This is a genomic window from Pleomorphomonas diazotrophica, assembly GCF_002844595.1.
GTDB lineage: Bacteria > Pseudomonadota > Alphaproteobacteria > Rhizobiales > Pleomorphomonadaceae > Pleomorphomonas > Pleomorphomonas diazotrophica.
The window spans coordinates 1-20,495 of the sequence record NZ_PJNW01000004.1 but is presented as its reverse complement, the minus strand read 5'-3'; the positions used below and the strand labels follow the sequence as shown (position 1 = coordinate 20,495).

The window sequence follows — 20,495 nt, the reverse complement described above, 5'->3', positions numbered from 1 at the left end:
GTCAGAGACCGTCGACGTTGAGGCCGACCGTGACGGCGCCGATCGCCGCGCCGGTCTTCGGATCGACGATGGTGGCGCTCACCTGGGTCTGCAGCTGCTGCGTCGACTCGTCCTTTTCCACCTCGTCCACAAAGATGGCGCCCGGTCCGGCCTGGAACGACTTCTGCCACTTGGCCTCGTCGCCCTGCCAGTAGTCGGACGTCGGGTCGCTCTGGCCGACGTTGAGGCCTTTGCCGTCGGTGACGAACAGCTCGGTGATCACGCCTTCCGACGCCTCCCGCCGCTCAATCAGGAACTTGGAAAGCGGCGACGACAGCGTCTCGTCGATCATCGGCTTGTCTGCGGCCTCGACCTCGGCCCGCCACTTCTGGTCGAGCGCGTCGATGTCGGCCTGCTGCAACCCGGCGAACTTGGCATTCTGCGCGTTGATCGCATCGACGACCACCGCCTCGGACAGGAAGGGAACGACATTCTGTTCCACATAGGCGCGGGCGGCGGCGACGTATTCGTCCTGAGCCAGGGCTGGGTTCATCCCCGTCGCGGAGCACAGCAAAAGACCAAGCGCTACATATCGGCCAATCGTCATGGAAGCCTCCAAAAATGACTTGAGATCTTTCCCATGACTCAGGTTACCGACAAACTAAAATTCCCGCCGCAAAGCACAAAACGCAACCTTACCGACCAAATGACTTTAGATTATTAAGCAGAGATATGAGTCATTGATATTTTTCACTATAAACCAGGTCCGAAATATACGAAGGATGTAGTCACTTTCGACAAAGCGGATCGAGGCCGCCCCGACGTCGCGCCGGAGCGGTCCCTGCTGGCGGGCCGGATCAGGCGCTAGCCGAGTAGTCCATCCGCTCGAGGTCCTCGATCAGGCTGGGTCCGACAGGCGTCCAGCCGAGACGCTGGCGGGTGATCTCGCTCGACGCGCTGAGGTCGAGGCCGGCGAACAGCGCGAACCAGCCGAACTGCGCCTTGGCCTCCTCCGGCGCGACCGATCGGACCGGCAGGCCGAGGCCGGCGCCCACCGCCTCGGCGATCTCGCGTGCGCTGACACCCTCCTCCGCCACCGCGTTGTAGCGCTCGCCGCGTGCGCCCTTGTCGAGGGCGAGGACATAGAGCTTGGCGACGTCGCCGACATGGCCCGCCGACCAGCGGTTGAGCCCCTCGCCGAGATAGGCGGCGACACCCTTCTCCCGGCTCATGGCGACATAGGGGGTGACCAGCCCCTGCTTGACGGTGTCGTGGACCTGCGGCAGCCGCATGACGCGCACGTCGACGCCCGCCTGAAGCGCCGCGTTGCCGGCTTCCTCCGAGGCGATGCGCGGGTTGGCGTGCGCGGTGTTGAACACCGTCTCGATGGCCGGCTTGCCGTGCCCCTGCTCGCCCATGCCGACGCCGGAGGTGATGATCAGCGGCCGGTCGGAGCCCTTGAGCTCGTCGCCGAGCGCCCCGATCACCCGCCGGTCCTTCTCGCAGTTCTCCACGAACCGGCTGAAGTCGTGGTCGAAGGCGGTGTGGATCACCGCATCGGCCTTGGCCGCGCCGGCCCTGATGCTGTCAAGGTCCTCGAGTTCGCCATGATGGGGCGTGGCGCCCAGAGCCCTGAGCGCCTCGGCGCCCCGTGTCGACCGCGTCATGCCCAGCACCTCGTGCCCGGCCGCCAGAAGCTCCGGCACGACATGCGAGCCGATGAAGCCCGTCGCACCCGTCAGAAATACACGCATCAGAGAGTCTCCGCTGTTGTGATGCGGAGACTTTAACGAGCGGCTTTCCCGGTAAAAGTAGTGACCTTATAGGGGTATAACGCCTAACAGGCTCAGGCCTTGCGCGGGCGTTTCAGGCCGAGGAGCGCCGTCACATCGCCGAGGTCCGCTCCCGAGGCGATGCCGATCCTCAGCCACTTGCCGTCGTGGAAGGTTTCCGCCGCATCATAAAGTGCCATCAGGCGCGGGCCGAACCCGTGGCGCCGGGCCTCGACCTTCTCTCGCTCCGCCCCGCCCAGCACGACCACCACCGAAAAGGCGCGGTACTCCGGCAGCAGGGTGCAGAAGGCCTTGGACTTCTTGTAGCGCAACGACCAGCCGTGCTTGCGTCCGCCGTAGATCCAGTCGGGCGTGAACACGCCGGGGTAGGAGGCGGCGATCCAGTCGCGGAGCGCCGTCCACAGCCCGAAGGCGGCCCCGCCCATCCAGTCGCGGACCATCGCCTCGTCCGGCACCGCCGACTTGTCGGTTAGCCGGTCACCAATCTCGGGCATACTCATCCCCATTCTCCTCCGGCGCCTCTTCCGACGTCCTCCTTCGCGAACTCCATCGACGGCCGCCCGGCAGTCTCTCGGGCGCCGAGCGCCGGACAAGGCTCCCGCCTCCGGCTAATCCATGCAGTCGAAGACCCGAAGCATGCCCTCACGCGAACCCCGGATCGAGAAGTCCCCGTACTTGGCGCCGTCAATGGTCACTCGCATCTTTTGGCTGGCGGCGAAATCCACCACGAACTTGGACTCCAGGCCATTGATGTAGAAGCCTCCGTAATCTCCCACTCTCGCCCCGGAAACCTCTTCCCTCCAGAGACCACCCTTGTCGTACTTTACTTCCAGATTGTATTTCTCGTCCGAAGACAAATTCATGCCGTGCTTTGCGAAAGCAAAATAGAACCGCATACCGTCTTCATGACGAGAAAGGCCGAAGTATACGATATACTCGCCCTGCCGCCCCATGACCAACGTACAAGATTGCTTCCGGGAGCTTTTGAAGACACTCCAGTCGTTACTCTTGTCGAAAAGAGAACCCAAGGCATCAGTCTCGGATCCGCGCGCAAGCGACTGGACGCAGAGAAGCCCAAGGACCACAGGCACGAGCAGGAGCCTGCCCAAAAGGGATACCGCCGACACGATCATGATGCACCACCTGGAGATGAGGTGTGCATTAGGAGGCAACCATTTCTCTGGCGCAATCGTAGCTTTGCGGATGTGAACAAAAAGAAAACATCTTGACGCCGGAAGTCCAGGCAGCGGCGTAGAATTGCCCTGTCCACCGGCGATGTCCGCCCCCTCGCCTTGGCAACGGGCGGCCGTTAACGACGCCATACGACGGAACAAGGGGTTCGACGCCAATGGCTTCCAAGCCTCGCTCCAGCTTGGCGCAAGCCTCACTGTCAAAAATGACAGGAGGCGACGTTATCTCGCCTTCGATCTTCGTTCCGTAGCATGAGGCTTCGGCTCAGTCGGTTCGGCACGACCATGATGGTCGCGGCAGGACGCGATGGAGGGCTCGATCATGGCAACGGCTCATTCTTTCACCGGCAAGTTGCCCGAGGCTGGTCTTTCGGCATTCCTCGGCGCAACCGCAGTGCCCGTCATCACCAGCCCCGCCCGGCTGAGACGCGCCATCACCGAAGCCAACGCATCCCTCCTCGACGACATCGCAGACATGCTTGATCTCTCCACCGACCCTGTCACTTTCAGCTCCGGGGAAGCGGCCATCGCCGTGGGATGGGGCTATATCGACGACCTTGAGAGCTGTTTGGCGTCAGTCAATGCCGCTCTCCAGATGGTCAATTCCAAATCCGTGGATCTCGCCCGCACGCATTTCGGCGACGGCATTGCCAAACGTGTTCGCCTCATCAACGAAACGGCGCTCGATACGGCGCGCTACATGCTGGAATACAGAATTTCCACAATCGCCCGCGCCTTCGAGATTTCCGGCCAGCTCGTCGAGATGGACACCGGCGATCACTTTTGCATGGGCCAGTTCACGCTGACCTATGTCGCTGGCGATATCCGCGCCACGGTCGGCAGCGACCAGCAGGCCTGGATCGTCGAGACTGAAACAACGCGCCAGGTCTCGGTCAGGGAAGTCACTTCCGACCTGGCATGGGGCAAGCTGCGGCCGTGAAGACGTCCCCGACCGATGGCCGACACCCGCTTGAGCTGGATGAGTCCAGATCAGGCGGAACGGGTATCAAAGGTCGATGGCGATCCGCCGCCCGTCGCTCACCTCGCAACTGCCGAGCGCGCCGCCTTCAAAGCCTTGGCCGGGGTCCTTTTCCTGGAGCTGGCATTGCATGGTCTGCCCCGACGGTCCGAACAGCACCGCGGCGATCGTGCCCGTCCATTCCTTGCTGCCGGCATTGAACAGGAGGTTGGGCCGGGCCTTGGTGTTGCCGATGAGAAAGCCGACATTCGGCGCGGTCCTGGTCGAAAGCGAAACGGCGGAGCCGGTGAAGGCCTCGCCATCCGGCGTGACCACCGTGAGTTTGGCCGTTGACCCGCCATCCGTCTCGTAGGCGACGCGGGCCGCGCCCATCGGTCGGCCGATCCTGTCGGTGACGAGGCCCGTCCCGCCGCCCATGGCCGAGCAGCCGGCAGCCAGAAGGGTGAGCGACAGGGCGGCGTGGAAGGGGTGAAGTCTGCGGGCCATGGAATCCTCTCGAGCAAGGGGCGTTGCCCCGGAAAGCGTGCGACGCTGCCCCTTGGGCGGCGGGGATCGCGACCGATCCTGTAGGCCCGGACGTCCGGCCACACGATCGAGCCGCCAAACGAAAACCGCGCCCTCACCTCGGTGAAGAGCGCGGCTTCCTTCCGTCCCCGATCCGGTCCCACATTGGCGGCGAAGGGGGTCATGCCACGCGAGAGCGGATCGGGATGGCCTGGGTCAGGCCGGTCCGCCGATGGCGGGCCGGACCTCGATGGCGCCGCCGGGAGCGATCGGCGCCTTGGCTGCCCAGGCGAGCGCGGACGGCTGATCCGCCGCATTGATCACGAAGAAGCCGGACAGATGTTCGGCTCCACCGTGGCTGCCGTCCTGCGAGATCGCCCCGCCCTCGGCAAAGCGAAGGGTCGTCGCGGTATGTGCCGACTGCATGCCCGTGCCGCCGGCTAGGGCGCCGGCTTCCGCCAGCGTCTTGGCAAAGCCGCCCCAGGCGGCGAAATAGGCTCCGGCCTTCTGCCGGTCGGCCATGATGGCCAGACCCTCGGGTCCCTCGTAGACAACCAGCACGAACTGCATGTCACCTCTCCTCTCCGGCCGCGCGACATGGCGGCGGATTTCACATGGGGAGCCAGGCCGCCGACAGCGTGGGCAGCAGGCGCTCGCGGGCAAATTCCGCAAGCGTGGTCGGCGTTGCCGTCCTCGGCTCGACCCGGCGCACCCGGCCGGCGCGAATGCCCGCGTAGAGCTCGCTGACGAGACGCGCCATCCGCTCGGGCATGCCGAAGGAGGCCATGGCGTGGACCATCGCCTCGTCGCCGATTTCCACGTAGCGGATAGGAAGCCCGAGCACCTGGCCGATCGTCCTGGCCGCTTCCCTGTAGCTGACGTCGGCCGGCCCATGCAGGCCGATCACGTGATGCCCCGCCCAGACCTCGTCCATGGCGACACCCGCCGAGACGCGCGCGATGTCGCGCGTGGCGATCATCGGGATCGGCTGGTCGGCGGCGTGCGAGCTGTAGATCGCGCCGTCCGACAGCATGGTCGGCAGGCTCATCAGGAAGTTCTCCATGAAATGGCCGGGCCGCAGCGACACCATGTCCGGGAAGGTCTCCCGGAAGCGGCGCTCAATGGCCGGCAGGCAGGCGATGGGGCCAACGCCCTCATCGTGCTGGGCGCCGACGCTGGACAGGAGCACGGCACGCCGCACGCCGGCCGCCTCGGCGACGCCGGCCACCCGGTCGCCGCAGGCGCGCGCCCAGGCCAGAAAGTCCGGCTGGTCGAGCACCAGGGGCGGCAGCCAGTAAAGAACGTCCACACCGGGCATGGCGGCTTCGAGAACGGCGGGATCGTCGATCGATCCCTCGACGAGCCGCGCGCCACGCTCCACGAAGTCCGCCACCTTGCCGGGATGGCGGCTGATCATGGTGACTTGGTGCCCGGCGGACAGAATGAGATCCACGAGACCGCGCCCGATGTTGCCGGCAGGCGTGTTGACCAGAATGCGCATCAAGGGCTCCTTCCCGTCGGGCTGGCGATCACCCGCCGTCGCCGACCCGGCGGGCGTCGATCGCCGCCTTCGAGACATGGAAAACTGACCGGGGCGCAACGGGGATCGCGACCGATCCTATAGGCTCGGACGTCCAGGCAGCATGATCCCGTTCGGCTCGCGAAGGCCGATCTTCCGTTTCCCGCCGGGTCTTGCCATCAGAGCACGTCCGTCTCGGAGAGGGGCAAACAAAGCGCCTTATCGGCATCGTTCAAACTTGCTCGGGCAAAATACGCCGTTGGCGTAAACTCTCTTGCTAATGTGCGCCATTGGCGTATTTATCTCTCATGAGAATCGTCCGGACCAAACGCTATACGAAGGACATGCGCCGGATCGGCGCTTCCTCGACGGACATGGCGGCACTGGAGCAATCCATTGCGGCCAACCCCACCACCGGGGATGTCATTCAAGGGCTCGGTGGCGTAACGAAAAGAGTGACCTCTCTGAAGCCGACCGAAAGGCCATCCTCGCATTGCTCAAGGAGATGGAAGATGACTGACGAAAGAACCGAACTTGGGCTTTCCCTGGAAGAGGGCCTGAAAGAAGCCTTGGCATGGAAGCGCGGGGAGATCGCCCTTGAGACAGTGAACCTCGATCCCATGCCGGCTGAACGCATCCGCAGTATTCGGAAAAAGGTGGCCAAGTCCGCCAGGGAATTCGAGCGTCGTTTCGGCATTCCCGCCGCCACGATCAATAACTGGGAGCAGGGACGCCGGTCCCCTGACCCGGCCGGACGCCTGCTGCTCAAGGTGCTGGATCAAGATCCAGAAGCCGTGGAGAGAGCCGCAAAGGCTGTCTGAACGGAGACCGCATTTAGCGCTCGATGGAGTGTCCGCAGCACTTACTGTCCGGCTGCCCAAACGAAAACCGCGCCCCTCACTGTCGTGAAGAGCGCGGCTTTGTTCATGTCCCGGTCTGCCCTCTCACTCGGCGGCGATGGGCATGCCGTCCGGCCCCAGGAGCTTTGGCCTCGGCCCGACCGGCGTGGTCGAGACCAGATGCGGGCGGACCGCTGCCGGCGGATGCGCCTCGGCCTCCATCTCCGCCTCGTCGGAGGCATTGGGAGCCGCCACCTTGCCGAACGCCCAGGCGAGCACCCGGTTGGCCCGGTTGATCATCAGGTAGAGCGAGGGGATGAACACCAGCGACAGCACGGTGGACACGCCGAGTCTAGAAGCGATGTCGAGCGCGACATTCGAGGATCTTTGGGTCGATCACCGATCCCCTCGGCCAGATCAAGCAGTTCGCCTATGGCCTGGACGATCGGCTGACCGGGATCACCTATCTCAACGCCGTCCATGCAACGCCGGCGGTCAGCTTCGCCTACGATCCCTATTATCCGTGGCTGACGGCGATGACCGACGGCAGCGGCACGCGCAGCTACAGCTATAACGCGCCCTTCTCGCTTGGCGCCCTTCGCCCCAGTCAGGAGTGCTTCGTCGCCACCGGCTCCGGCCCGGCCTGCACCTACAGCATCGCCTATGGCTACGACGCCCTCGGGCGCTTGAACGCGCGCACCGTCTCGGGCAGCGGCGCCGAGACCTTCGCCTACGACGCGCTCGGCCGTCTCAGCGAGCACGACAGCGACCTCGGGGCCTTCACGCTCAGCTATCTCGGCGAAACCGGGCAGCCAGTTCTGCGCAAGCTCGGCGGTGCCGGGGCAACGCTTCAGACCGCCTGGAGCTACCTGCCCAACAGTGGCGACCGTCGCCTCGCCTCGATCGGCAACACGGGCCTGACCTCTGGCCAGTATTCCAACTTCGCCTTCGACACGACGCCGGAAAATCAGATCACCGGCATCACCGAGACCAGCGACGCGCCTGCGGTCTATCCGGCGGCCGGCACGCAGACGGCCACCTACAATGCCCTCAATCAGCTGACCGATCTCTCCGGGCAGGCCTTCACCTACGACGCCAACGGCAACCTGACCTCGGACGGAACGCGCAACTATACCTGGGACGCCGACAACCGGTTGATCGGCATCGCCTATCCGACCACGCCCGGCAAGGCCACCTCCTTTGCCTACGACGGGCTTGGCCGACGCACCACGATCAGCCACACGCCGGCCGGCGGCGGCGCGGCGGTCGCCACCACCTATGTCTGGTGTGGCGACAGGCCCTGCCAGGCGCGCGATGCCTCCAATCAGCCGCAGCGGGCCTATTATACCGAAGGCGAGCGGCTGCTCGGCGGCTCCCCGGCATCGCTCTTCTACGGCGTCGATCAGCTCGGTTCGGTACGCCGGGTGTTCGCCAGCCCGACCAACGCGCCAGCCTATGGCTACGATCCCTATGGCGTGCCGCTGCAAACGACCGCTCCGCTGATCGACTTCGGCTATGCCGGCCTGTTCAACGAGCCGGATAGCGGGCTGGGACTGGCGACCTATCGAGCGTATGACCCGAGAGTCGGAAGGTGGATTAGTCGGGATCCAATAGAAGAGAGAGGAAGTAAACCGGCAAATTATAAAGGCTTATCCGGCTTCAATGAGCCTTACGAGAATTCATATGCCGAAAATACTAATAATGATGTGAATTTGTACCTTTATGCGAATGCAAACCCAATTGGTAATGTTGATCCAGATGGACGCGCCGTTATATTTCTTGGACCGGGCGGCGGGGGACGGATATGCGGCGTCATATGTGGTGGCTACGGGTGTCGCATGGATTACGCGCCGAATCCTGGGCCGACACTACTCCATTTTCATTTTGGTCCGTTGAGTGCCGGTGGCAGTTGGGGAGGGCATAGGCCCTGGTACGCACCATGGAGGGTGTACTAATGAGGTATATTCATCACGACGTCACCGCCATTTGTGATTTTATAGCAGGCAATAATCTCAACATAATAAGGCTACCCCCGGCTGAGCAGAATTCTAGTGAGATTTTCAGGACAGCAAATGTCGAAGATATGCTGGAAAAGTCGCACAAGCTGTGGGGAACCAACCTAGATTATTTCTTTATAGTTACGGACGGTGATTTAGATAACAATATGGATATAAAGAAAGCGATTGAATATACCGAATCTGGGAAGATTCGCGGTTTCTTACTCGCTGCATATCAGGACGGAGGCATTATTTCTGTGTCGAACAAAGTATACCCATTCCAAGAGGGGGCAGAGATGGCCGCTTGGTGGTATGTTTAGTTTCTAAATATACGGCAACCTGACCTCGGACGGAACGCGCAGCTATAGCTGGGATGCCGACAACCGGCTAATCGGCATCGCCTATCCGGCCACACCCGGCAAGGCCACCACCTTTGCCTACGACGGGCTTGGCCGACGCACGACGATCAGCCACACGCCGGCCGGCGGCGGTGCGGCGGTCGCCACCAGCTACGTCTGGTGCGGCGACAGACCCTGTCAGGCACGCGATGCCTCCAACCAGCCGCAGCGGGCCTACTACACAGAAGGCGAGCGGCTGCTCGGCAGTTCCCCGGCATCGCTCTTCTATGGAGTCGATCAGCTCGGTTCGGTGCGGCGGGTATTCGCAAGCCCGACCAGCGCATCAGCCTACAGCTACGATCCCTACGGCCTTCCGCTGCAAACGACCACCCCGCTTACCGACTTCGGCTACGCCGGCCTCATCAACGAGCCGGATAGCGGGCTGGGACTGGCGACCTATCGCGTGTATGATCCTAGGGTGGGAAGGTGGATCAGCCGGGATCCAATCGGGGAAAGAGGGGATCGGGCGGGAAATTTTTGCGTGTACGTCAACGGAGATCCCGTTTCAGACAATGATCCCGCAGGGCTTGTCAGCGACAGCACTCCTAGCAATAATCAAGTACAAAACGCCCAAGTTAATGCAATATGTAAGAAACTTGGACTTAACAAAAAGCAGCTCCGACTACTTCACGATGAAATAACAGGGAAAAAACCTAGGATATCAGGATATTCTTGATATCGCGGTCGAAATGTTTCAACCCTAGAGGTGGTCATGCCCAACATACACAAGGTCTTCGAGGCCCTTATCGGTCAACCAGTTTGGGGAAGTCGTCTGGGAGTTGGCAGTTTTCTAACAATGGAATTTGGGAAACCTCACCTTGAGATCCGAGAGCCACGCAAGAGCCTCAAGAATAGGCGGATTACCCCACGTGGCGAATGGCATTTCTGGGTATACTGCTGCGCCTGGAAGGCGCATATCGGGGACGGACTATATGTGACGAGCGAGGAAGATCGAAACTCACTTCAAAAAGTTCCAGATTTTCTTGACGGTCAAATCTTGCTTTCAACAAAATCGGATACTGGCAATGTTAAATTTACACTCGAATTTGATCTTGGCGGATCAATCGATCTGTATCCTTATAATGGTGACGAAATAAGCGAAATGTGGTTGCTCTACCACTCGCCGGACGTTTGGACTTGCACGAGCGACGGTAAAATAAACCTTTCAAACGAGAATGATGCCCCACTAGATTACACCACCGAAGATCCCCCGATAAACTGAATGCTGTTCACACTCATACCAGCATCGCCCGACGTACTCTTCAGTATCCGATAGGCCAGTCGGCCGGGACATGCTGCAACGGCATCTTTCACCGAGATATGTCGCTCCAAACGAAAACCGCGCCCCTCACTGTCGTGAAGAGCGCGGCTTTGTTCATTTCCCGGTCTGCCCTCTCACTCGGCGGCGATGGGCATGCCGTCCGGCCCCAGGAGCTTTGGCCTCGGCCCGACCGGCGTGGTCGAGACCAGATGCGGGCGGACCGGTGCCGGCGGATGCGCCTCGGCCTCCATCTCCGCCTCGTCGGAGGCATTGGGAGCCGCCACCTTGCCGAACGCCCAGGCGAGCACCCGGTTGGCCCGGTTGATCATCAGGTAGAGCGACGGGATGAACACCAGCGACAGCACGGTGGACACCAGAAGACCGCCGATCACCGCGATGGCCATGGGGGCCATGAACTCCGACCCCTGGCCGCCGCCGTGCGCCGCCGGATACATGCCGGCCACCATGGCGATGGTCGTCATGACGATCGGGCGGGCGCGCTTGCGGCCGGCGTCGATGATCGCCTCGGTTTCGCTGAGGCCGTGCTTCTCGCGCTCCACGGCGAAGTCCACCAGCATGATGGCGTTCTTGGTCACGATGCCCATCAGCATCAACACGCCGATGATCACCGGCATCGACACCGCGAAGCCGGTCAGCATCAGCGCCGCCACCACGCCGCCGACGGACAGCGGGATGGAACCGAGGATGGTGATCGGCTGGAACACGCTGTTGAACAGCAGGATCAGCACGATGAACACGATGGTGAGGCCCGAGACCATCGCCACGGCGAAGGCCTCGAAGATCTCGGCCTGGATCTCGGCGTCGCCGGTGTTCTGGATCGTCACGCCAGCCGGGAAGGCCTTCACCGCCGGCAGCGCGTTGATCCTCTCAAGGCCCTGGCCCGAGGTGAAGCCCGGCATCATGTCGCTGCCCACCTTGACGAGGCGCTCGCGGTCCCAGCGGTCGATGGTCGACGGTCCCTGACCGAAGCTGATGTCGGCAACCGCCGACAGCGGCACCGGCGTGCCGGAGGCCGTCGGGATCTTCAGCGCGGCCAGCGTCTCGATGTTGCCGCGGGCGGCGGTGTCGAGCTGCACGCGCACCGGGATCTGCCGGCCGCCGTCGTTGAACTTGGCGAGGTTGCTGTCGCTGTCGCCCACCGTGGCGACGCGCAGCGTCTGCGACAGCGCGTCCGTCGACACCCCGAGTTCCGAGGCGACGTCGGGCCGCGGCGTCACGCGGATTTCCGGCCGGGCGAAGGAGGACAGGGCCGACGGGTTGGAGAACATCGGGTCGGCCCGCATGTCGTTCTCGAGCGCCGCCGCCGCCTTGGCCACGGCCTCGCCGTCCTTGCCGAGCACGCCCACGGTGGCCTCGCGGTCGCCGCGTTCGTTGACGTAGTAGAAGCGGATGTCCGGAATGGAGGTCAGCACGGCCTGCACGTCGCGCTCCACCATCTTCTGCGTCCGCTCGCGCTCGGTGCGCGGCACCAGGTTGACGATGAGCGAGGCGCGGCGCGTCTCCAGCGTGCCGGTCGGCGAGGTGCCGCCCATCACGAACACGCTCTTCACTTCCGGGAAGACGTGCAGGCGTTCGTTGATGGCGTCGGTCACCATCTGCGTATCGTCGAGCGTCGAGCCCGGCGGCAGTTCGATGGAGGTGACGATGCGCGCCTGATCCTCGTCCGGCATCAGCTCGGTGGGCAGGTTGGAGGCGAGCCCCATGGCGAACACGAAGGTGGCAAGGCAGGCGATGATGGTGACGATGGGCATCACCGGCAGGCTCATCACATGGCCGCGCACGCGAACCTTCGGAGACCACAGCGTCGCGCGGAGGAAGCCGACATAGGCGCGCACGAAGGGGCCGCCCTCATGCTCCTCCGGGTGCGGCCGGGTGAGCCAGGCCGAGAAGATGGCCAGGAACACCACGCCCACCGCCATCCACAGCGCCGTCATCTCGGCGCCCGAACGGGTCAGGAAGTCGACGGTGGCGTCGACGCCCTCGAAGATGCCCGAGCTTTCGCTGAGCGGCCCGCTGTCCCTCAGCCAGTTGATGGCGAAGAAAGCCAGCGCGCCGAGCGGTGCGAACCAGATGATCCGGCGCAGCGCCGTGCGGGCGAAGCCGCGATAGACGGGTCGGCCGTCCTCGCCGTCGCCGGTGTAGGGCGTCTTCATGAAATAGGCGGCCAGCATCGGCGTGATCAGGCGGGCGGTGAGCAGCGAGAAGAACACCGCGATCGCCACCGTCAGGCCGAACTGCTTGAAATACTGGCCGGGGATGCCGCCCATGAAGCTGACCGGCGAGAAGATGGCGATGATGGTCGTCGAAATGGCGATCACCGCGAGGCCGATCTCGTCGGCCGCTTCCACCGAGGCCCGGTAGGGCTTCTTGCCGGTGCGGATGTGGCGGACGATGTTCTCGATCTCGACGATGGCGTCATCCACCAGGATGCCGGTGACCAGCGTGATGCCGAGGAGGCTGACCATGTTGAGCGAGAAGCCCAGCATGTCCAGCGCGAAGAAGGTGGGAATGGCCGACAGCGGCAGCGCGATGGCCGAGATGATGGTGGCCCGGATGTCGCGCAGGAACAGCAAGACGACGACGACGGCGAGCAGCGCGCCCTCGATCAGCGTCTTCATCGAGTTCTCGAAGCTGTTGTAGGTCTGCTCCGTGGAGTCGTCGATGCGGCTCATCGAGACGTCGGGATATTCCTTGGAGAGCTTGTCGATGACCACCCGGGCGCCGTCCGACACGGTGGCGTCGCTCGCACCCTTGGCGCGATAGATGGCGAAGGCCACCGACGGCCGGCCGTCGAGCCGGGCGAAGGACTTGGGCTCGGCCCAGTGATCGACCACCTTGCCGACGTCGCTGAGGCGAATGTCGCGCCCGTCGCCGAGCGGCAGCCGCGTCGCCGCGAGATCGGCGAGGGAACGGGCGCTGGCCAGCGTGCGCACGGCCTGCGTCTGGCCGCCCACCTCGCCCTTGCCGCCGGATAGGTCGATGTTGACCGACTTCAGCGCCTGGTTGACCTGGGCGGCGGTGATGCCGAGCGCCATCAGGCGGTCGGGATCGATCTGCACTTGGATCTCGCGCTTGACGCCGCCCATGCGCTCGACGCGGCCGACGCCCTTCACCGTCTGCAGGTCGCGGATCACCTTGTCGTCGACGAACCAGGAGAGCTCCTCCGGCGTCATGGCGGGCGAGGCCGCCGCATAGGTGATGATCGCCTGACCCTCGACGTCGATGCGGCGGATGATCGGCTCCTCGATCGAGCCCGGCAGGTCGCCGCGGATCTCGGCGATGGCGTCCTTGACGTCGTTGACCGCGCGGTCGGTGGCAACCTCGAGGTTGAACTCCACCACGGTGGACGAGGCGCCGTCGGTCACCGTCGACATGATGTGGCGCACGCCCGCGATGCCGGCGAGCGCGTCCTCCACCGGCTTGGTCACCTGCGTCTCGAGTTCGGAAGGCGCCGACCCGCTGTCGCTCACCGTCACCTGGACGAGCGGCAGGTCGATGTTCGGCATCATGGTGATCGGCAGCTTGGCGAAGGAGTAGAGCCCCAGCGCGATCAGGCAGACGAACAGCAGGATGGGCGGCACCGGATTGCGGATCGCCCAGGCGGAGAAATTCCAGTTCATCCCTTCACTCCCGCGCCAGTCTTCGTTCCAGCATCCGTGACGACCTGCGGCTTGACCTTGTCGCCGCCCCGCAGGAACGTCCCGGCCTTGGAGACCACGAACTCGCCCTCGGCGATGCCCTCCGTCACTTCGACGAGGCCGGCGTCCGAGAGGCCGGTTTTTACCTTGCGCGTGTCGACCACGCCGTCTTTCACCACCTGCACGGTCTGACCGTCGGGGTTGTCGGCGATGGCCGAAACCGGCACCACCAGCCCTTCGCTGCGCGCCACCTCGACGGTGCCGCGGGCAAAGGCGCCGACGCGCAGATCCTTGGCCTCCGGCAGCGCGATGCGCGCCTTGCCGAGGCGGGTGGCGGCGTTGATTTCCGGCTGCACCAGCCGGACCACGCCGGCCACCGTGGTGGCCGAGCCGGAGGGCTGCACCGTCACCTTCTGGCCGACTTCCAGTTCCGGCAGCAGGGTTTCGGTCACGTCGGCATCGAGTTCGATGTCGCCCTTCTCGGCGATGACGAACAGCGGATTGCCGCTGGCCGAGGCGATCTGCCCCACCACCGCGTTGCGGCTGAGGATGAGGCCGGCGCGCGGGGCGCGGATCTCCGTCTTGGAGCGGCGGAGCTCCAGTTCGGCCCGCTGCGCCTCGACCAGCTTGCGGCCGGCCTCGGCGGCGGAAAACGCCTCGCGGGCGACCTGCAGCTGGGCCTTGGCCTGATCGGCCGCAAGTTGCCGCTGATCGAAAGCATCCTTGGCGATGGCGTTGGTTCCCACCAGGGCCTGCCCGCGCTGGAACGCCAGGGACGTCTGGGTCACCAACGCCTCGGCAGAGGTGATCTGGGCCCGCGCCTGGGCGATCTGGGCATCGGTGGAGGCGAGCTGCGAGGTGTTCTGCGCCAAGAGCACGTCGATGGTGTCGACGGCGAGGCGCGCCAGCACGGCACCCTCCTCGACCCGGTCGCCGGCATCGAAATGGAGGCTCTCGATCTTCAGGCCCTCGACGCCCGGCGTCACCAGAACCTGCTCGCGGGCCACCAGCGTGCCCGTGACGATCACCTTCTGGCTCAGCTCCTTGCGGGTGGCACTGACGACGCTGACCGTCGGCGCGGTCTCCTGCGTGGCGGCCGCAGGCTGGGTGGCCGGCTCCTCGGCCAGCGCCGGCAACGTTACGATAGTGCTGGCCAGCACCGCGCCGGCCAAAGGCATGACCCAGAACTTCATGGTGGAAGATCCCCGCGACCGGCCCGTACCGGCGCTCAAACATGAACAAAAGTTAATCTGCGAACACATGTGGCTTCACCCCGCCTTTGCCAAGGGGCGGGAGGCCGCCGATACATCATTTTCCAGGACGGCCGTGACAACCCGCGACAGGATGGTCTCCGCCCGCTCGACGTCGTAGTCGGGGTTGAGGCCCATGCGCAGGATGACGCCGTCGGCGAAGGCCATCAGCGTCATCATGATGGTGTCGATGTCGGCAGTGGCGGCGATCTCGCCCGACGCCTTGGCGCGGACGAACACGTCGTGCATCAGCTTGCGGTTCTCCGTCTCGCATTTGGCGAAGAAGGTGCCGACCGTCGAGTTCCGCATGCTCTCGACATAGACCTCCAGCATCATCTGCACCGCCCGCCGGTCCCGCATCGTTTCGATATAGGTGAGGCCGCAGCGCAAGAGACGGTCGTGCAGCGAGCCGGGCTCCAGCATCACCTCGAGGATGCGCCGGGCGGCGCACTGTTCCTCATGGGCGATCGCCTCGATGATGGCGTCCTTGGAGACGAAATAACGGTAGAGGCTGCCGGGGCTCATCTTCGCCTCGGCGCAGATCTCCTGCATCGACGTGCGGTGGAAGCCGCCGCGCGAGAAGCAGGTGCGCGCCGCGTCGAGAATATGCGCCCGCCGCTCGTCATGCTGCGCCGACGAGGCTTCGGGTCGCTCGGACACCGGCAGGCTATAGGTCATGGAGCTCTCCTCCACCCACAAAGGGGATGCGAACGAACGTTCGCTCTCATAGAATTGTGGTTGACTTGCGTCAACGCAAGCGCCGGGCAGGCACGGGGTTAACGAAGCCGGACCGTTCATCTCGCGCCGCCCGAGGCCGGCGATATGGCCCGATTGATATGACTTTTCCGCTAAGGGCTTGCGGCGATTTCGATTTGTCGACCCATCGCCGCTGGAGCCTTGTGGCGGATGCTCCAGCATCCCGTATCGGTGCCCTTTACCGGCCTTCACGGGGCGCACCCGCCCGGCTTCCGTCGATTAGTCGCCTCTGATCAAATACGGATATCGTCAGTCAGCTTTCTTTTTGACTTGCGGCCTTAGGAAATCGGGTTCATGCTCCCTCCTGTCAGCAACAAACGAAAGGAGGTGACCGGTGAACCTAAGCAATCGATCCTCGATCGAGGCAAGACTTCGCTGGACAATAGCTTCCTTGAGCGACCTCCAGTTCTGAACAATTGCCTAACAGTTCGTTGCGATGACCCCATGTGTGTCGCACGAAGACTGACGGCCGCGCCCCTTTACTGCTAGTCGGGGCAGCAGCAGTCGGATCGAGGAGGCGCATGCCTCGTTCTATCCAGCCGGATGGAGCGGGGCATGTCGTCATTCTGGGCCTCGCAAAACGGTTCCCTCACGCCACCGTCAAATTTCCGTGATCGATACGAATTTGCGACGGGAAGCGCCGGATCGCGCCTCGCGCGCGACATGTCTGCCCGTCATCGTCGGCTTTCTTCCATATTGGCAAGGATTGCGCGAGCGCACTCTAAGATTGCCGGTTCGGGCCGGCATCCGGGGAGGCACCGACGCGATTGTGCTTGCAACACCACCACCGGTAGTTAATCTGACATGGCCCAATCGGACCGGCCGATGGGCTTTCCTCAATCGAGTCCAGCCGAATGCCCGTCACCGCCAAGCCGATCCGCTTTCCCGTGAAGTCCTCGCATCTTCTGGGAGGCGCTATCGCGACCGCCGCACTTGCCATGGCCTTGAGCGGGCACATCAACATCATAGCGCCGGCTTGGGCAGCGAGCCCCGAACCTGCCATGACCGGCGACCAAGACACTGCCGCGTATGACCAGATCATAGCCCGCTTGGGCACTGCGACCGATCTGCAATCTCGGATGGTTGCCGCTACCGCCCTCTTGAGCCTGGCAGACTCGCTGGGCAACCTCGGCCGCGGCGACTCGGCCATCGCCATCTGTGACGACCTTCTTGCCCGCTTCGGGACGGCCGCTGAGTTACCCCTGCGCGAACAAGTCGCAAAGGCATATGTGATCAAGGGGATAAAGATCGCTGAGTCTGGACGCTACGATGATGCGATCGTCGTCTTCGATGAGATGATTGGCCGCTTCGGCACGGCGACTGAACTCCATCTGCGCGAAGAAGTTTTCAACGCACTCAGGAACAAGGGGGTCACCCTCGGAGTGATGGGCCGCAACGAGGATGCAGTCGCCGTCTACGACGATCTTCTTGCCCGCTTCAGGACGGACGACGACTTGCCTACTCGCAAGGCGATCGCCGGAGTGCTGGTTAACAAGGGCATGAGGCTGGCAGCGCTCAAGCGCTACGAGGAGGCGATCGCAAGCTACGACGACGTCATTGCCCACTTCGGCGAGACAACCGAGTTATCCCAGCCTGACGATGTCGCCATGGCGCTCTTTGACAAGATGACAGCGCTCGCCACGCTTGGACGCACCGACGAAGCGTTCGCGGTCTGCGATGACCTTGTCGCCCGTTACGGCGAGGCGCCTTCACAGATCGCGCGCCAGGCAGTATCCAACGCGCTCTATAGTAAGGGGACTTACCTCGGCGCGCTTAATCGGCGCGAAGACGCGATCGTCGTCTATGACGAGGTCATTACCCGCTTCGGCACGGCAATCGAATCCTCCGTTCGCGAAAATGTTGCCAAGGCGTCATTTAACAAGGGGGTGACGCTCGGCATGATCGGGCGAAACAACGAGGCCATCGTTGTCTTCGACGACATCATCGCCCACTTTGGCAAGTCACCCAAATCTCCCCTGCGCCAAATCGTCGCCATGGCGATCATGCAAAAGGCGATCAAGTTTGGGGAGTTCGGACGCATCGACGATGCAACTGCCGCCTTCGACGACGTCATCGCTCGCTACAGCGAGGCGGCTGAACCGTTCCTGCGCGAAACAGCAGCCAAAGCGGAAGAGTTCAAGGAATACTTTCAGAAACACTAATTGCCCGTCTGTAGCCATCTTGCTCCCGGCCAAGCTGCTAACAAGACACCTCCCCGACTTTCGGCTTTGAATCGCCTCATCCGGCGTTTACCATGGCTTGGCCCCGATCGGGCCGACCGGCGGGGCATTGTTGAATAGAGCCCGAGGTCCGGATGTCCAGCATTGCCAAGCCGACCCGTTTTTCCGTCAAGCCCTTGCATCTTCTGACGCGCCGTCTTGCCGACGTGGCATCCGGCCGCGCCGAGCCCGATCTTGTCATCACCGGCGCCCGCGCCCTGTCCACCTATTCCGACCGCATCCTGATCGACCGGGAAATCTGGGTGGCCGGCGGCCGCATCGCCGCCGTCAAGGAGGCCGGCAGCTATCGTGGCGGCTCGGCCGCCATCTACGACGCCCAGGGCGGCATCATCGGCCCCGGCCTCGTCGACCCGCACATCCATATCGAGAGCTCGATGGTGACGGCCTGCGCCTATGCCGAGGCCGCGCTTTTGAACGGCACCACCACCATCTTCTGCGACAGCCACGAGATCGGCAACGTGATGGACGTCGCCGGCATCGAGGCGATGATGGAGGACGCCCGCGAGGCGCCGCTCTCCATCTTCCACACGCTGGCCTCCACCGTGCCCGCCACCACGCCGGAGCTGGAAACGGCCGGCGGCGATCTGACGCCGGAGAAGATCGGCGCCCTGTTCGACAAGTGGCCCGAGGCCGTCGCCCTTGGCGAGAAGATGGACTTCGTGCCGGTCACCATGGGTGACGAGCGCAGCCACGCCATCATCGCCGCCGCCCTCTCGCGCGGCAGGCCCGTTTCCGGCCATGTCTACGGCCGCGAGTTCGTCGCCGCCTATGCCGCTTCCGGCGTCACCGACACCCATGAGGCTGTTGATCGCGACATCGCCGACGACCTCCTCGAAGCCGGCGTCTGGATCTTCCTGCGCGGCGGCCCGCCGACCACGCCCTGGCACTCGCTGCCCGAGGCGATCAAGACCATGACCGAGCTCGGCGCCTCGCCGCGCCGCATCGCCGTCTGCACCGACGACCGCGACGCCGAGGACCTCTTGGCCTTCGGCCTCGACTGGGTGGTGCGGCAGGCCTACCGCATCGGCGTACCGCGCACCACCGCCTGGGCGATGGGCTCGATCGCCGGCGCCACCCGCTATGCCATGGACGGCGAGATCGGTGGCCTCGGCGGCGGCCGGCGCGCCGACCTGGTGCTGCTCGACGACGATCTGGTGCCGCAGTCGACCTGGTACGGCGGCGAGCTGATGGTCGACCGCCGCTCGATCACCCCGACGCTGGAGGCTACCCTGGAGGCGCGCTACCGCTACCCGGACGCCGCCTATGCCACCATCCACCTGCCGAAGGAGTTGAAGCTGACGCCGGAGCTGCCGACGGCGCCGGTGACCGCCAACGTCATCCGCGCCGAGCTGCCGGGCATCGTGCTGAAGCACGTCCAGCTTCAGCTCGAACCGGCCAACGACTGGCAGACGCTGTTCGACCGCCACGACCTCGCCTTCGTCACCGTGGTCGAGCGGCACGGCAAGTCGGACGGCAACGTGGCGCGCGGCCTTCTGCAGAACTTCGGCCTGAAGCACGGCGCCGTCGCCTCCTCGGTCGGCCACGACAGCCACAACATCATCATCGCCGGCACCAACGAGGCGGACATGGCGGTGGCGCTCAAGGCCATCGAGGCCGAGCGCGGCGGCATCTGCGTGGTGCGCGATGGCGTGGTGACGGCGATGGTGCCGCTGCCGGTCGCCGGATTGATGTCCGACAAGCGCGTCCATCTCGTCGCTGGCGAAGTGCAGGCGCTGAAGGTGGAGTGGGAAAAGGCCGGCTGCACCCTGCCCTACATGGGCTTCAACCTGATCCCGCTGTCGGTCATCCCGGAAATCCGCATCACCGACAAGGGCATGGTGCTGGTGCCGGAAATGACCCAGGTGCCGCTGTTCGAGGCGGCGGAGTAAGGCTTCGATCCCCCGCTCTGGCGGGGGATGCCCCTCAAGAAGGTCGGGACGACAGTGCGATATGGAGGGAGCCCGATATGGGCCCCTCGCCCCATCCTGCCTGAGGTACACCTTGAATTCGCGCGCGAATTCAAGCGGCCTTCGCGGGGATGACAATTAATTGATATAAAACAATATGTTAGCGCAGAGCTCTTCCTTTGCCGACCTATCTCCCCTTACTATCACGCTGTCATCAACTCTGT

The 20,495-nt window shown here is 63.8% G+C and carries 19 protein-coding genes; 8 read left to right on the top strand and 11 right to left on the bottom strand.

From position 1 onward, the window contains the following. Position 1: 1 nt before the first annotated feature. From CXZ10_RS07450 to CXZ10_RS07435, 4 genes are all read right to left on the bottom strand, one after another. Positions 2–532: a hypothetical protein gene (locus CXZ10_RS07450; protein WP_244617229.1), complete on the bottom strand. Its 531-nt coding sequence runs from the start codon at positions 530–532 to the stop codon at positions 2–4. A gap of 304 nt (positions 533–836) precedes the next feature. Further along, complete coding sequence (locus CXZ10_RS07445; RefSeq protein WP_101288524.1) at positions 837–1,733, bottom strand: SDR family oxidoreductase; 897 nt, start codon at positions 1,731–1,733, stop codon at positions 837–839. 92 nt (positions 1,734–1,825) lie between these two features. Beyond that, on the bottom strand, positions 1,826–2,272 hold the full coding sequence (locus CXZ10_RS07440; RefSeq protein WP_425298948.1) for a DUF3788 domain-containing protein: 447 nt from the start codon (positions 2,270–2,272) through the stop codon (positions 1,826–1,828). A 108-nt stretch (positions 2,273–2,380) separates the two neighbouring features. Next, complete coding sequence (locus tag CXZ10_RS07435; protein WP_143741493.1) at positions 2,381–2,905, bottom strand: hypothetical protein; 525 nt, start codon at positions 2,903–2,905, stop codon at positions 2,381–2,383. A gap of 379 nt (positions 2,906–3,284) precedes the next feature. Between CXZ10_RS07435 and CXZ10_RS07430 the strand changes: the two genes are divergently transcribed. Next, the gene (locus tag CXZ10_RS07430) at positions 3,285–3,902 is read left to right on the top strand and encodes a hypothetical protein (protein WP_143741492.1); all 618 of its coding nucleotides are present in this window, start codon (positions 3,285–3,287) and stop codon (positions 3,900–3,902) included. 66 nt (positions 3,903–3,968) lie between these two features. On the opposite strand, the gene CXZ10_RS07425 is transcribed toward CXZ10_RS07430, so the two are convergent. The 3 genes from CXZ10_RS07425 to CXZ10_RS07415 form a co-directional block, all read right to left on the bottom strand. After that, positions 3,969–4,427 carry a hypothetical protein gene (locus CXZ10_RS07425; protein ID WP_101288520.1) on the bottom strand — a complete coding sequence of 153 codons (459 nt, stop codon included), beginning with the start codon at positions 4,425–4,427 and terminating at the stop codon, positions 3,969–3,971. A 234-nt stretch (positions 4,428–4,661) separates the two neighbouring features. Further along, positions 4,662–5,015: a YciI family protein gene (locus CXZ10_RS21505; protein WP_180335907.1), complete on the bottom strand. Its 354-nt coding sequence runs from the start codon at positions 5,013–5,015 to the stop codon at positions 4,662–4,664. A gap of 40 nt (positions 5,016–5,055) precedes the next feature. Then, entirely contained in the window at positions 5,056–5,946 is an 891-nt protein-coding gene (locus CXZ10_RS07415) for an NmrA family NAD(P)-binding protein (protein ID WP_180335906.1), read from the bottom strand. A gap of 530 nt (positions 5,947–6,476) precedes the next feature. Between CXZ10_RS07415 and CXZ10_RS07410 the strand changes: the two genes are divergently transcribed. Continuing rightward, on the top strand, positions 6,477–6,785 hold the full coding sequence (locus CXZ10_RS07410; protein ID WP_101288517.1) for a helix-turn-helix domain-containing protein: 309 nt from the start codon (positions 6,477–6,479) through the stop codon (positions 6,783–6,785). A 123-nt stretch (positions 6,786–6,908) separates the two neighbouring features. Here the strand turns inward: CXZ10_RS07410 and CXZ10_RS07405 are convergent, their stop codons facing one another. Next, positions 6,909–7,148 (bottom strand): hypothetical protein, encoded by a 240-nt coding sequence (locus CXZ10_RS07405; RefSeq protein WP_101288516.1) that lies wholly within the window; start codon positions 7,146–7,148, stop codon positions 6,909–6,911. Between the two features lie 191 nt (positions 7,149–7,339). Between CXZ10_RS07405 and CXZ10_RS07400 the strand changes: the two genes are divergently transcribed. Genes CXZ10_RS07400 through CXZ10_RS21325 form a run of 4 tightly spaced genes read left to right on the top strand, consistent with a single transcriptional unit; the run spans position 7,340 to position 10,420 of the window. Next, positions 7,340–8,758 (top strand): RHS repeat-associated core domain-containing protein, encoded by a 1,419-nt coding sequence (locus tag CXZ10_RS07400; RefSeq protein WP_143741490.1) that lies wholly within the window; start codon positions 7,340–7,342, stop codon positions 8,756–8,758. Further along, entirely contained in the window at positions 8,758–9,120 is a 363-nt protein-coding gene (locus tag CXZ10_RS07395; protein ID WP_101288514.1) for a hypothetical protein, read from the top strand. Before CXZ10_RS07400 ends, CXZ10_RS07395 begins: the two co-directional genes overlap by 1 nt. A gap of 7 nt (positions 9,121–9,127) precedes the next feature. Continuing rightward, a complete protein-coding gene (locus CXZ10_RS22040; protein WP_101288513.1) occupies positions 9,128–9,874 on the top strand; it encodes an RHS repeat-associated core domain-containing protein in 747 nt (248 codons plus the stop codon). A 36-nt stretch (positions 9,875–9,910) separates the two neighbouring features. Continuing rightward, complete coding sequence (locus CXZ10_RS21325; protein WP_143741489.1) at positions 9,911–10,420, top strand: hypothetical protein; 510 nt, start codon at positions 9,911–9,913, stop codon at positions 10,418–10,420. A 173-nt stretch (positions 10,421–10,593) separates the two neighbouring features. On the opposite strand, the gene CXZ10_RS07385 is transcribed toward CXZ10_RS21325, so the two are convergent. From CXZ10_RS07385 to CXZ10_RS07375, 3 genes are all read right to left on the bottom strand, one after another. Next, complete coding sequence (locus CXZ10_RS07385) at positions 10,594–14,100, bottom strand: efflux RND transporter permease subunit (RefSeq protein ID WP_101288512.1); 3,507 nt, start codon at positions 14,098–14,100, stop codon at positions 10,594–10,596. Then, positions 14,097–15,311 (bottom strand): efflux RND transporter periplasmic adaptor subunit, encoded by a 1,215-nt coding sequence (locus CXZ10_RS07380; protein WP_180335904.1) that lies wholly within the window; start codon positions 15,309–15,311, stop codon positions 14,097–14,099. Before CXZ10_RS07380 ends, CXZ10_RS07385 begins: the two co-directional genes overlap by 4 nt. Before the next feature lie 75 nt (positions 15,312–15,386). After that, positions 15,387–16,046 carry a TetR/AcrR family transcriptional regulator gene (locus CXZ10_RS07375; protein ID WP_180335903.1) on the bottom strand — a complete coding sequence of 220 codons (660 nt, stop codon included), beginning with the start codon at positions 16,044–16,046 and terminating at the stop codon, positions 15,387–15,389. A 932-nt stretch (positions 16,047–16,978) separates the two neighbouring features. On the opposite strand from CXZ10_RS07375, the gene CXZ10_RS07370 reads away from it, so the two are divergent. Together CXZ10_RS07370 and CXZ10_RS07365 are read left to right on the top strand one after the other, a co-directional pair. After that, positions 16,979–18,286, top strand: coding sequence for a tetratricopeptide repeat protein (locus CXZ10_RS07370; protein WP_101288509.1), 1,308 nt, complete (start codon positions 16,979–16,981; stop codon positions 18,284–18,286). A 161-nt stretch (positions 18,287–18,447) separates the two neighbouring features. Then, positions 18,448–20,253: an adenine deaminase C-terminal domain-containing protein gene (locus CXZ10_RS07365; protein WP_425298949.1), complete on the top strand. Its 1,806-nt coding sequence runs from the start codon at positions 18,448–18,450 to the stop codon at positions 20,251–20,253. Positions 20,254–20,495 lie beyond the last annotated feature (242 nt).